Source organism: Streptomyces sp. NPDC058637 (assembly GCF_042717325.1).
Lineage (GTDB): Bacteria > Actinomycetota > Actinomycetes > Streptomycetales > Streptomycetaceae > Streptomyces.
Map to the genome: position 1 here is coordinate 23,640 of NZ_JBHXRD010000028.1, position 13,932 is coordinate 37,571.

Consider the following 13,932-nt stretch of genomic DNA (forward strand, 5'->3'; position numbering starts at 1 on the left):
GCGATCCGCGCCCGGCGCACCTCCACCCCATCGCATCATCAGCGCCGTCGAGTCAGCAGGGAGCGACACCGACCGTGGACACATCCGTCGAGCAGATCGTCGAGGCGCTGCGCGAGGCCATGCTCGAGAACGAGCGGCTCCGCCGGCACAACGACCGGATCTCCGAAGCCGCGCACGAGCCCGTCGCCGTCGTCGCCATGAGCTGCCGCTACCCCGGCGGCGTCAGCACACCCGAACAGCTGTGGCAGTTGGTCGACGCCGGAGCGGACGCCGTGGGCGACTTCCCCGCCGACCGCGACTGGGACGTCGACGCCATCTACGACCCCGACCCCGACGCTCCCGGCCGCACCCATGTGCGCGAGGGCGGATTCCTCCACGACGCGCCGCGGTTCGACCCGGGATTCTTCGGTATCAGCCCGCGCGAGGCCGTCGCCATGGACCCGCAGCAGCGGCTGCTGCTGGAAACCGCCTGGGAGGCGTTCGAACGCGCCGGCATCGACCCGCACACCCTGCGCGGCAGCCGCACCGGCATCTACGCGGGCGTCATGTACCACGACTACGGCAGCTGGCTCACGGACGTTCCCGAGGGCGTCGAGGGCTACCTCGGGAACGGCAACCTCGGCAGCGTCGCCTCCGGTCGCGTGTCCTACACCCTCGGCCTGGAGGGCCCGGCCGTCACCGTCGACACCGCCTGCTCCTCCTCACTGGTCGCCCTCCACCTGGCCGTCCAGGCCCTGCGCACCGGTGAGTGCGGTCTCGCCCTGGCCGGCGGGGTGACCGTCATGTCCACCCCGGACACGTTCATCGACTTCTCCCGTCAGCGCGGCCTCGCCCTGGACGGCCGCTGCAAGTCCTTCGCGGAGGGCGCGGACGGCACCGGCTGGGGCGAGGGCGTGGGCATGCTGCTGCTGGAGCGGCTGAGCGACGCCCGCCGCAACGGCCACCGCGTGCTCGCCCTGGTGAAGGGCACCGCCGTCAACCAGGACGGCGCCTCCAACGGGCTGACCGCCCCCAACGGCCCCTCCCAGCAGCGCGTCATACGCGCCGCCCTCGCCAACGCCCGCCTGGAACCGCACCAGGTGCACGCCGTGGAGGCGCACGGCACCGGCACCCCGCTCGGCGACCCGATCGAGGCGCAGGCCCTCATGGCCACCTACGGCCAGGACCGCGAGGAACCGCTCTGGCTGGGCTCGGTGAAGTCCAACATCGGGCACACGCAGGCCGCCGCCGGAGTCGCCGGCGTCATCAAGATGGTGATGGCCATGCGCCACGGCCGGCTGCCCCGGACCCTGCACGCCGAACGGCCCACCTCCCAGGTCGACTGGGAGGCCGGCGCCGTCGAGCTGCTCGCCGAACCGCGCGAGTGGCCCGCCACCGGCGAGCCCCGCCGTGGCGCGGTGTCCTCCTTCGGGATCAGCGGCACCAACGCCCACGTCATCGTCGAGGCGGCCCCCGACCCCGAGCCGCGCGCCGAGGAGCCGGTCTGGGACCGGCCGCTGCCGCTGGTGCTGTCCGCCCGTGACGAGCCGGGACTGGCCGCGCAGGCCCGCCGCCTTCTGGACCACCTCGCCACCGGCACGGATCCCGTGCCCGACGTCGCCCACGCCCTGGCCACCGCCCGCGCCGCCCTGGACCGGCGGGCCGTCGTCGTCGGCGCGGACCTGAGCGCCGTGACCGCCGGCCTCACCGCCCTGGCCGAGAGCGACCCTGCGTCCGGTGCGGTGCGCGGCACTCCGGCGGGGGAGTCCCGCGTCGCGTTCGTCTTCCCCGGGCAGGGCTCCCAGTGGGCCGGCATGGCAGCCGACCTCCTGGACGCCTCTCCGGTGTTCGCCGCCACCATGGCCGACTGCGCCGAGGCGCTCGCCCCCTTCACCGACTGGGATCTCATCGAGACCGTGCGCGAACGCCGCCCGCTGGACCGGGTGGACGTCGTACAGCCCGCGCTGTGGGCGATCATGGTGTCGCTGGCCGAGGTGTGGCGCGCCCACGGGGTGCGTCCCGCCGCCGTCATCGGCCACTCCCAGGGTGAGATCGCCGCCGCCTGCGTGGCCGGCGCGCTCAGCCTCTCCGACGGCGCGCGCGTCGTGGCCCTGCGCAGCCGGGCCATCGCCGAGGCGCTCTCCGGCCGGGGCGGCATGATGTCGGTGGCCCTGCCCGAGTCCCGGGCACGCGAACTCGTCGCCGCCCACGAGGGGCGGGTCTCCGTGGCCGCGGTCAACGGCGCCTCCTCCGTGGTGCTCTCCGGGGACACCGACGCCCTCGACGCCCTGCGCGAGACGATCGTCGCCGACGGCGGACGCGCCAAGCGGCTGCCGGTGGACTACGCCTCGCACTGCGCCCACGTCGAGTCGATCCGCGAACGGCTCCTCACCGACCTCGCGGACGTACGGGCGCGAGCCGCGGACGTGCCGTTCTACTCCACCGTCACCAACGGCGTCCTGGACACCACCACGCTGGACGCCGGCTACTGGTACACCAACCTGCGCCGGAGCGTCCTGTTCGAGCCGACCACCCGGTCCCTGCTGGACGCCGGCTACGGGGTGTTCGTCGAGTGCAGCCCGCACCCCGTCCTGCTCAACAGCATCGAGGAGACCGCCGACGCCGCGGACGCGGTCGTCACCGGTCTCGGTTCGCTGCGCCGCGACGACGGAGGCGCCGAACGCCTGCTCACCTCGCTGGGCGAGGCGTTCGTGGCGGGCGTCCCGGTCGACTGGTCCCCGGCGTTCGCAGGGATGCCGGTGCGGCCCGCGGACCTGCCCACCTACGCCTTCCAGCGTGAGCGCTACTGGCTCGGCCGGTCCGCGGCCGCCGGGGACGTCACCGCCGCCGGGCTCGAGAGCGCCGGCCATCCGCTGCTCGGCGCGGCCGTCCCGGTCGCGGGCGGCGGCACCCTGTTCACGGGCCGGCTCTCGCTGTCCACCACACCCTGGCTGGCCGACCACGCAGTCTCCGGCGCCGTCCTGCTGCCCGGTACCGCGCTCGTGGAGCTGGCGCTGAGCGCGGGCCACGACCTCGGTTGCGGACACATCGCCGAACTCACCCTGCAGACACCCCTGATGCTGCCCGAGCGCGGCGCCGCCCAGCTCCAGCTGCATGTGGCCCCTGCCGACGACCACGGGCACCACGCGGTGACCGTTCACTCACGCCCCGAAGGCACCGACAAGGCAGCCTGGACCCTGAACGCCTCGGGCCTGCTCGCCCCGCAGACCGCGCCGCCCGCCTTCGACCTCGCGGCCTGGCCGCCCCACGGCGCCGCACCGGTCCCGGTGGACGACGCCTACGCCCGGCTGGCGGCCCTCGGCTACGACTACGGGCCGGCCTTTCAGGGCCTGCGCGCGGCCTGGCGCCGCGGCGACGAGACGTACGCCGAGGTCGAACTGCCCGGTGAGGCAGGCGGCTTCGGCCTCCACCCGGCGCTGTTCGACGCCGCCCTGCACGCCGACGGCCTCGACGCGCACGGCCAGGAGACGGCCCGGCTGCCCTTCGCCTGGACCGGTGTGTCGCTGTACGCGGCAGGGGCCACCGCCCTGCGGGTCCGCCTCCGCGGCGGCGACACGCTCTCCCTGGAACTGGCCGACCCCACCGGCGCACCGGTCGCCTCCGTCGAGGCCCTGGTCTCCCGCCCGGTCGACGGCCGGGCGCTGGCCTCCCCGGTCCACGCCGACGACCTGTACCGGCTGGACTGGCCCGTGGTACCCGTACCGGATGCGGCGACTCCCGCTCACGCCGTACTGGACGAGAGGGGCGCGGCCGCGCTCGCACCGCTGCCCGACTGGGTGGTACTGCCGGTGGCCGGCGGCGACGACCCGGTGGCCTCGGTGCGCGAGGCGACCGGACGGGTCCTGACCGCCCTGCAGGGCTGGCTGGCGGACGACCGGACGGTCGCCGCCCGTCTGCTGGTCCTCACCCGCGGCGCGGTCACCACCGGCGAGGAGGGCGCCGGCGATCTGGCGGGTGCCGCCGTGTGGGGCCTCGTCCGCGCCGCCCAGGGCGAACACCCGGACCGCGTCGTCCTCGTCGACAGCGCCCCCGGCACGGCGGACGGCGACGACGGTGACCGGATCGCCGCCGCGGTGCACGCCGCCGCGGCGAGCGGCGAACCGCAGCTGGCCCTGCGCGCGGGCACCGTCCGGGTGCCCCGGCTGGCCCGCGCCGTCGTACGGGGGAGCGCCACCCCGCTCGACCCCGACGGCACCGTACTGATCACGGGCGGCACCGGCGTGCTCGGCGCCGTGGTCGCCCGGCACCTGGCCACCGGACACGGCGTGCGCCGGCTGGTCCTGGCCGGGCGCAGCGGCACCGCCGCGGACGACTTCGCCGATCTCGCCGAGCAGGGCGTCCAGGTCGTCGTCGCCCGCTGCGACGCCGCCGAACGCGACGAGCTGGCCGCGCTCCTGACCGACGTACCCGCGGCGCATCCCCTGACCGCCGTGGTGCACCTCGCGGGCGTCCTCGACGACGGGCTGGTCACCGACCAGACACCCGAACGCCTGGACGCCGTGCTGCGGCCCAAGGCGGACGCCGCCTGGAACCTGCACGAGCTCACCCGGGACATGGATCTCGCGGCGTTCGTGCTGTTCTCCTCGGCCGCCGGCACCGTCGACGGAGCCGGACAGTCCGGATACGCCGCCGCCAACGCTTTCCTCGACGCCCTCGCCGCGCACCGGGTCTCCCTGGGGCTGTCGGCGCTCTCGCTGGCCTGGGGCTTCTGGGAACAGCGCACCGGCATGACCGCCCACCTCACCGACGCCGACGTCGAGCGCATGACGCGCGCGGGAGTCCGGCCCCTGCCCACCGAGGAGGGACTGCGGCTGCTCGACACCGCGCTCGCCGCCGACGAGCCGCTGCTGCTGCCCATCGGCCTGGACCTGCGTGCCCTGCGCGGCGCCGACGGTGTCCCGGCCCTGCTGCGCGGTCTGGTGCCCGCCCCCGCCCGCCGGTCCGCGGCCGCCAGGGCAGCCGGCGTCTCCCTGGCCGACCGGCTGGCCGCTCTGGGCCCCGCCGAACGGGACGCGGAGCTGATGGAGCTGATCCGCACCCAGGTGGCCGCGGTCCTCGGTCACGGAACCGACATGGTGCTGGACCCGCGCCGCTCCTTCCGCGAAGCCGGATTCGACTCGCTGACCGCGGTCGAACTGCGCAACCGTCTGGGCGGCGCCGTCGGCCTGCGGCTGCCCGCCACCCTCGTCTTCGACCACCCGGACGCCGACGCACTGGTGCGATACCTGAGGACGGAACTCCTCGGCGACGCCGCGGACGCCCCCGGCACCGCGACACCGGAGACGGCGTACGCGGCGGACGAACCTGTGGCGATCGTCGGCATGGCCTGCCGCTACCCCGGTGGTGTCACCACCCCCGAGGAGTTCTGGCGGCTGCTCGCCGACGGCGGGGACGGCATCGGCGACTTCCCGGACGACCGGGGATGGGACCTGGACACCCTGTACGACCCGGAGCCCGGCAAGCCGGGCCACTGCAGCACACGCTCGGGCGGATTCCTCTACGACGCCGCCGACTTCGACCACGACTTCTTCGGCATCGGCCCCCGTGAGGCCCTCGCCATGGACCCGCAGCAGCGGCTGCTGCTGGAAACCTCCTGGGAGGCACTGGAGCGCGCCGGCATCGACCCGCACAGTGTGCGCGGCAGCCGCACCGGGGTGTTCGCCGGCGTCATGTACCACGACTACGGCAGCCGGCTGCGCGACGTCCCCGAGGCCGTCCGCGACTACCTCGGCAACGGAAGCCTCGGCAGCGTCGTCTCGGGCCGGGTCGCCTACGCCCTCGGTCTGGAGGGGCCCGCCCTCACCGTCGACACGGCCTGCTCCTCGTCGCTGGTCGCGCTGCACCTCGCCGCGCAGGCGCTGCGACGGGGCGAGTGCACCCTGGCGATGGCGGGCGGAGTCTCCGTGATGTCGACCGTCGACACGTTCGTCGACTTCAGCAGGCAGCGCAATCTCGCCGCGGACGGCCGCGTCAAGTCCTTCGCCGAGGAGGCGGACGGCACGGCCCTGTCGGAGGGCGCCGGTGTGCTGGTGTTGGAGCGGTTGTCGGATGCTCGGCGGTGGGGGCATCGGGTGTTGGCGGTGGTGCGGGGTAGTGCGGTGAATCAGGATGGTGCGTCGAATGGTCTGACGGCGCCGAATGGTCCGTCGCAGCAGCGGGTGGTGCGGCAGGCGTTGGTGTCGGCGGGGGTGTCGGGTGCTGATGTGGATGTGGTGGAGGGGCATGGTACGGGGACGGAGTTGGGTGATCCGATCGAGGCTCAGGCGTTGCTGGCTACGTATGGTCAGGATCGGCCGGGGGGGCGTCCGTTGTGGTTGGGGTCGGTGAAGTCGAATATCGGTCATGCGCAGGCGGCTGCGGGTGTGGCGGGTGTGATGAAGATGGTGTTGGCGTTGGGGGAGGGTGTGTTGCCCCGGACGTTGGGTGTGGGTGTGCCGTCGCGGAAGGTGGAGTGGGGTGTGGGGCGGGTTCGGTTGCTGGAGGAGGAGCGTTTGTGGGTGCGGGGTGAGCGGGTGCGTCGTGCGGGGGTGTCGTCGTTCGGGATCAGCGGGACCAACGCGCACGTGATCCTGGAGGAGGCCCCAGACGACGACACCGGCCCCCACACCGAGGCCGGGATCCAGGCCCCCCTGCTGCCCGTGGTCCTCTCCGGCGCCACCCCCGGGGCACTGGCCGACCAGGCCGACCAGCTGCGCGCCGTCGCCGACGAGCGGATCACCGACCTCGTCCACTCGCTGTCCACGGGCCGTGCCGCCCTCACCCACCGCGGCGCGGTCGTCGCCCGTGACCGGGACGAACTGCTGGCCGGCCTGACCGCGCTGGCCGACGGTGCCACCAGCGACACCGTCGTGCGCGGCCGGCCCGTCGCCGGCCGCACCGCCTTCCTGTTCACCGGGCAGGGCGCCCAGCGGGCAGGCATGGGCCGTGGCCTGTACGACGCCCACCCCGCCTTCCGGCGGGCACTGGACGAGGTGTGCGAGGCCCTGGACGCCCACCTGGACCGGCCGCTGCGCGAGGTCATGTGGGCCGCACCGGGAACCGACGCAGCCGAGTCGCTCGATCAGACGCTCTACACCCAGAGCGCCCTGTTCGCGGTGGAAACGGCCCTGTACCGCCTCCTGGAGTCCTACGGCATCCGCCCGGACCGGCTGGCCGGACACTCCATCGGCGAACTGACCGCGGCCCACGTCGCCGGCGTCTGGGACCTCGCGGACGCGGCCCGGCTGGTCACCGCGCGCGGCCGGCTCATGCAGGCCCTGCCCGAGGGCGGCGCCATGCTCGCCGTGGACGCGACCGAGGCCGAGGTGCTGCCGCACCTCGGCCCCGACGTGTCCCTGGCCGCCGTCAACGGCCCGCGCGCGGTCGTGGTCTCCGGTACGCGGGCGGCGGTGGAGGCGGTCGCCGCCGCCTTCGCCGACCGCCGCACCAAGCGGCTGCGGGTCAGCCACGCCTTCCACTCGCCCCTGATGGACCCGATGCTGGCCGAGTTCGAGAAGACCGCTCGCGAACTGAGTTACGCCACGCCCACGATCCCCGTCGCCTCCGACGTCGTCGGCACGTACGCCACCGAGGACGAGCTGTGCTCGCCCGAGTACTGGGTGCGTCACGTCCGGGAGACGGTCCGCTTCGGGGACGTGATCCGCGCCCTGGAGGACGACGGCGTCCGCACCTTCCTCGAACTCGGCCCCGACGCCGTCCTGTCGGCCATGGGCGCGCACGCCCTCGCCGACCCGGAGCGGTCGGTGTTCGTGCCGGCCCTGCGCCGTGAGCGCGACGAGGAGGTGACGCTCGCCGGGCTCGTCGCCGCCGCGCACGTCCGTGGCCTGCCCATCGACTGGCGGGGAGTTCACGCCGGGACCGACGCCCGCCGCGTCGACCTGCCGACGTACGCCTTCCAGCGGCAGCGGCTCTGGCTGACGGACGGGCCCGGGACGGCCACCGACGCCTGCGGGCTCGGCCAGTCGCCCGCCGGGCACCCGATGCTCGGAGCCGTCCTCACCCTGGCCGCCGCCGACACCGTCGCGCTGACCGGCCGCCTCTCCCTGGCCACCCACCCCTGGCTGGCCGACCACGCCGTCGCGGGAGTCGTCCTGCTCCCCGGCAGCGCCTTCGTGGAACTCGCCCTCCAGGCCGGCGACCGCGCAGGCTGCCCGCACGTGGAGGAACTCACCCTGGAGCGGCCGCTGGTACTTCCCCGGCACGGTTCCGTGCACCTCCAGGTGACCGCCGAGGCTCCCGGCACCGACGGACGCAGGCAACTGGCCGTGCACGCCCGGCCCGAGGGCACCGACGACGACTGGACCCGGCACGCCACCGGAGTCCTCGCCCCGCAGACCGCTCCCGAACCGGCCCCCGTCGCCGTGTGGCCGCCCGAAGGTGCCGTCCCCGTCGAGGTGAGCGGTCTGTACGGCCACCTCGCCGAGCAGGGGTACGGCTACGGCCCGCTGTTCCGCTGCCTGCGCGCCGCCTGGCGGCTCGGGGACGAGGTCTTCGCCGAACTCGCCCTCCCCGACGCCGACGCGGCCGACGGTTTCGGACTGCACCCGGCACTCCTCGACTCCGCGCTCCACGCCATCGACCTGCTCGACGGCCAGGACCCGGCCGTCATGACCCTGCCCTTCGCCTGGGAGGGCGTCACCCTGCACGCCACCGGCGCCACCGCCCTGCGGCTGCGGCTCACCCCGCACGGCACCGACCACATGACCCTGGCCCTGTACGACACCTCGGGCGCACCGGTCGCCGAGGCGGCGTCGCTGCGCATCCGCCAGGTGACGGCCGAGCAGCTGAATGCCTCCGCCTCCGCCCCCGGTGACCTGTTCACCGTGCGCTGGACCCCGGGGGAGGTGACCGCCGACGGGGCGGCGGCCGAGCCCCGCACCCTGACCGTGGCCCTGGACGACGCCTCGGACGCCGACCTGCCGGCCCGGGCCCGCGAGACCGCCGTGCGCACCCTCGCCGCGCTCCAGGAGCACCTGGCCGGACCCGCGGACGGCACCCCCCTGGTCGTCGTCACCCGTTCCGCGGTCGCCGTCACCCCCGACGGGGCGCCGGACCCGGCCCAGGCCGTCATCTGGGGCATGGTGCGGTCGGCCGCCGTCGAGCACCCCGGACGGTTCGTGCTGGCCGACACCGACGGTGACGCCGCCTCGGCCGCGGTCCTGCCGGCCGCCGTCGCGACCGGCGCGCCCGAACTCGCACTGCGCGGCGGCACGGTGTACACACCGGAGCTGATTCCGGCCGGCCGGCCGGGGACGACGCCTGCCATCCCACTGGACCCGGAGGGCACCGTCCTCATCACCGGCGGAACCGGCAGCCTCGGCCGCCTGCTCGCCCGGCACCTGGCCGAGCACCACGGCGCCCGGCACCTGCTGCTGGTCGGCCGCGGCGGCCGGACACCGGACGCGGAGGGGTACGAGGACCCCGTCGCCCCAGGCGCGCGGATCAGGGTCGCCTCCTGCGACACCACCGACCGCGCCGCCCTGGCCGAACTGCTGGCCTCCGTACCGCAAGCCCATCCGCTGACCGCTGTCGTGCACGCCGCGGGCGTCCTGGACGACGGTCTGCTCACCGACCTCACAGCCGCGCGCATGGAGACGGTGATGCGGCCCAAGACCGACGCGGCCTGGCACCTGCACGAGCTCACCGGACACCTTGACCTGGACGCCTTCGTCCTCTTCTCCTCCGCCGCCGGCACCCTGGGAGCGGCGGGCCAGGCCAACTACGCGGCGGGCAACGCCTTCCTCGACGCCCTCGCCGCGCGGCGGCGGGCGGAGGGGCTGCCCGCCCTGTCGCTGGGCTGGGGTCTGTGGGACACCGGCGACGGCATGGCGGCCGGGCTCGGGGAGGCCGAGATGCGAAGGCTGGCCCGCGACGGCATCCTGCCGCTGCCCGCCGACCGGGCGCTGTCCCTGTTCGACCAGGCCCTGACCACCGAGGGTTCGCTGCTGCTGCCGATGCGCGTCCAGGTCACCGAGGACGCACCGGCCCTCGTCCGTGCGCTGGCACGGACGCCGGCGCCGGCCCGCCGGGCAGCCCGGGCGGTGGAGGCCGCCCCGGAGGCGGCGGAGCCGTTGTCGCGGCGGTTGGCCGCACTCGGAGCCGTGGACGGCAGGCGGCTGCTGGTCGACCTGGTGTGCGGCCACGTGGCCGACGTCCTCGGACACGGCTCCGGCAGTGCCGTCGACCCCGAACGCCCGCTGGGCGACCTCGGTGTGGACTCGCTCGCCGCGCTGGAGCTGCGCAACCGCCTCGGCGCCGAGACAGGGCTGCGGCTGTCCACCACGCTGACCTTCGACTACCCGACGTCCGACGCCCTCGCCGAGCACCTGTTCGAGGAAATGGGCGGGGCCGGGGCCGACGAGGAACTCGTCGACGTCGAGGCCGAGGTGGTACGCCTGGAGACGCTGCTGGGTGCCGCGCTGGGCTCCGACGGGCTCGACGACGAGCGGCGTGCCCGGGTGGCCGTGCGCCTCCGGGCCCTCACCGCCCACTGGGACGGTTCGGGGCATTGGCGGGAACCCGGAAAGGCCGACGACGCCGGAGAGAAGGGGCTGGAGGCGGCCACGGCCGACGAGCTCTTCGGCATCCTCGACGACGAACTCGGCAGCTTCGGCTGACCCGACGACGGGCGGGACGGTGGGACGGGTGAGGCTGGGGTGTGGGATACACCCCAGCCTCACCCCTCCCGTGAGGCCGGGCTTCACCCGTCTCGTGCCCCCGGGCCTGGCTGCGCCGAGCCTGCCGAGGAGCCGCACGGGCCGCACGGCCGCCGTCGGCGACTTGGCCCGGTCGGTCGAAAGGCCCCCTCCGGAGCCTCTGGGGACTCGGGGAGAGGGCCGTGCGGTGCAGGCAGAAGTGGCATCCCGTCGCCACGGGAGCGGGGTGAACCGGGCGGGCCGGGTCGGAGGTCAGCCCGCGGAGGAGTGGGTGGCAGCCCAGCGGTCGGACAGTTTCGGGATGCGGTGCTCCAGCATCTTCGGCGGCAGCTCGGACCGGCTGGCCACGTTCAGCTTGCGGTAGACCCTGGTGAGGTGCTGTTCCACCGTGCTGATCGTGACATGCAGCCGCCCGCTGATCTCGCGGTTGGTGTACCCCAGCGCGGCCAGGCCCGCGACCCGGCACTCCGCGTCGCTCAGGATGGCCGTGCCCTCGGCCTCGGCCCCCTCGGACTGCCCCGGATCCTCCAGCAGGTGCGCGTCGACCGGCGAAGCGACGCTGCAGGCCTCCGCCTCACGGGCCGCCTGGCGGGCGACCAGCCGGGCGCGGGCGTACTCGCCCAGTTCGTAGTGGGCCGCTGACAGGTCGGCGTAGGCCTGGGCAAGGGTGTGCTGGTCGCCGCAGAGCTTGAGCAGGTCGATCGCCTCACGCAGCAGCGAGGCCTGGCGGTGGGGCTTGCTGGTGGCGGCGAGCATGCGCAACGCCATCGCCCGCGCGCGGGAACTGTGACCGCCGGGCAGTCGCAGCTGCTCCTCGGCGCACTCCCGGGCGGTGCGGGCCTTGCCGATCCGCAGATTCGCCAGGGCCAGGTCGGACCGCCAGGGGATGCCCTTCTGCAGGCTGGAGTTTCCCTGCCGCATCAGCCGACTGCACGTCTCGAAGTCGTTGAGCGCGGCGAACGGCCGGTCGGTGACGAGGTAGTGGTGCCCCCGGGCCCGCAGGTACTGGATGCCGAAGACGGTGCGGAACATCGGCTCGGGCACGTCCCGCTTGAGCACCCGCTCGGCCTCGTCGTAGGCGCCCATGGCGGTGTGGGCGAAGATCGCCGTCGACAGCGGAAGCCCGGCGAGGACTCCCCAGCTCTCGTCGTGCAGGCTGCTCAGCGCCGTGTCGGCCCCTTCGGCCGCCTTCGTCATGTCCCCGCGCAGCAGCGCGATCTCCGCCCGTACGCTGCCGAGCAGCGCCTGCCATGTGGTCGCCCGGCGCTCGACCGCGGACTCCAGCAGGGCGTCGCACGCCTCGGCTGCGACCGCGGGCCGGTCGGCGTGGGCGATCGCGAGGAGCGCCATCGCCACCAGCTCCAGGTTGAGGTGGTCGAGTCTGCTGCCCTGCAGTGCCTGGGCCACGGCCGCCGCGGAGTCGTCCGTGGCGACACCGCCGACCAGTATCGCCACCTGCGCGGCCAGTCCGCTGTCGGGAGCCCGCCGACGCAGGTCTTCGCCGGCGCCCTGCGGGCTCCTGGCGGGCAGCCCGACGCCGTAGAACCACTGCCGCACGAACTCGACCTCGACGAGGATCTGCGCGTCGCCCGGAGAGTGCGCGGGCACCAGCGTGGCCACGGTCTCGGCGGCCAATTCGGTGTCGCCCTGCCACAGCATGTGCCTCATGACGGTGGCGGTGTCGCGCATGTTCAGCGCACCGTCCAGCGCGGGCCGGCGCAGCGGCTCCAGGTGGGCGCCCGCCGCGGCTGGGTTCACGCGCCACTCCGCCCGGGCCAGGGCGGCCGACAGGGCGTTGCGCTCCTTCGGGTCGGTGCAGTCGCGCAGCACCAGCTCCAGGTAACTGCTGCACAGCTCCACGTCGTCCGCGGCCAGGGCCTGCTCGGCGGCGGCACGCAGCACGCCAGGGCCCCACGGGTTCGGGACCCGGTCCGCGGCGCGCAGGTGCCGGGCCATGTCACCGGCGGGCGCGCCGGAGCGGTACAGCAGGTCGGCGATGCGTTCGTGCAGTGCGGTGCGCGCGGGGGCGTCCATGTCGTCGAGCACCGCGGTCGCCGCCGCCGGCAGCCGGAAGACGTGACCGTCGAGCAGCCCCACGGAGTTGAGGGCCTCGACGGCCTCCTCGACACCGGTGGGCGAGGTGTCGGCCAGATCGCTCAGAGTGCCGGAGGAAGCGGGTGCGCCGAGGGCGGCGAGCGTCCGGACCACCCGTAGGTGGTGCGGCTCACCGCGGTGCACGAGCGACAGCACCGCCTGGCGGTAGGCGGTGCCGGCGATGGGCCGGTCGGTGTCGTGGCCGAAGCGGGTGCTGTCGTCCAGCAGGGCGTGCACCAGCAGGGGGTTGCCGGCTGTGGCCCGGTGGAAGGCGCGGCCCACCCCGGCCGGCAGGGCGGCACCCGATTGCGCGCCGAGGAGTTCGCCGACACCCCGCTCCGACAGGGGACCGAGACGGGCCCGGCGGTGCGGTCGGCGGATCAGCTCGGCGTGAGCGGCCGAGCACCGGCCGGTGCCGGAATGGCCGGATGTGGTGCACACCACGAGGACGGGCCGGAAGCGGCTCCTGCTCAGCAGATGGACGACGGCGCACAGGGATGCCTCGTCCATGAGGTGGGCGTCGTCCACGGCCACCACCAGGGGGCCGTCGCCCTCTGCGAGCCTCAGCAGCGCCTCTGTCGTGTCCGGCTCCGGAACTTCGCATTCCGTTCCGGCTCGGTACTCCGAATGCCGGGAGAATGCCTCTGCGTGTATGCCGACCCCTTGCGTGGGGTTCAACGGTAGGGGCTGCACCTCACCGTTGCGCAGTAATTGCCGCAGCAGACTCAGCGGCCGGTCCCGCTGGGCCGGGTGTGCCGTGCCGTGGAGTATGCGTGCGTCCGATCGGTCCGGAGCGGCCAGGAATTCGTGCAGGAGCTGGGTCTTCCCGGAACCGGGGCCACCCGTGACTATCACCAGCCGCCCGGATCTTCGAGTGCATTCGGTAAACGACTCGTTAAGTATCTGTAATTCTTTGGAGCGGTCGAAAAGGCGCACGGGGTCCCCCTGTGTCCAGTAACTCACATGGATTCGCGCCAGTCTGGGATGAAATACGGCGATATGGGACCGGTCGGAGTCCCTTGTTCTGCCCGCGTTCTGCTGCCGAGGGTCGCCACTGCGTCGTTGCGGTGGCGGCCTGTCGGGGCTGCGGTCCAACCCTACGACGGTTCCGAATGTGAGAGCAGTAGGAAAGCGTCATTCTTTTGTGTGGCGCGATTCGATCGGTTCGGCAATCCTTTCCGGA

General features: G+C 74.1%; 2 protein-coding genes. One reads left to right on the top strand and one right to left on the bottom strand.

All coding sequences use genetic code 11. From position 1 onward, the window contains the following. Positions 1–74 precede the first annotated feature (74 nt). Entirely contained in the window at positions 75–10,616 is a 10,542-nt protein-coding gene (locus ACFWVP_RS25570) for an SDR family NAD(P)-dependent oxidoreductase (RefSeq protein WP_384500047.1), read from the top strand. A 291-nt stretch (positions 10,617–10,907) separates the two neighbouring features. Here ACFWVP_RS25570 and ACFWVP_RS25575 read toward each other — a convergent pair whose 3' ends face one another. Then, on the bottom strand, positions 10,908–13,685 hold the full coding sequence (locus tag ACFWVP_RS25575) for an AAA family ATPase (RefSeq protein WP_384500048.1): 2,778 nt from the start codon (positions 13,683–13,685) through the stop codon (positions 10,908–10,910). Between the last annotated feature and the right edge of the window lie 247 nt (positions 13,686–13,932).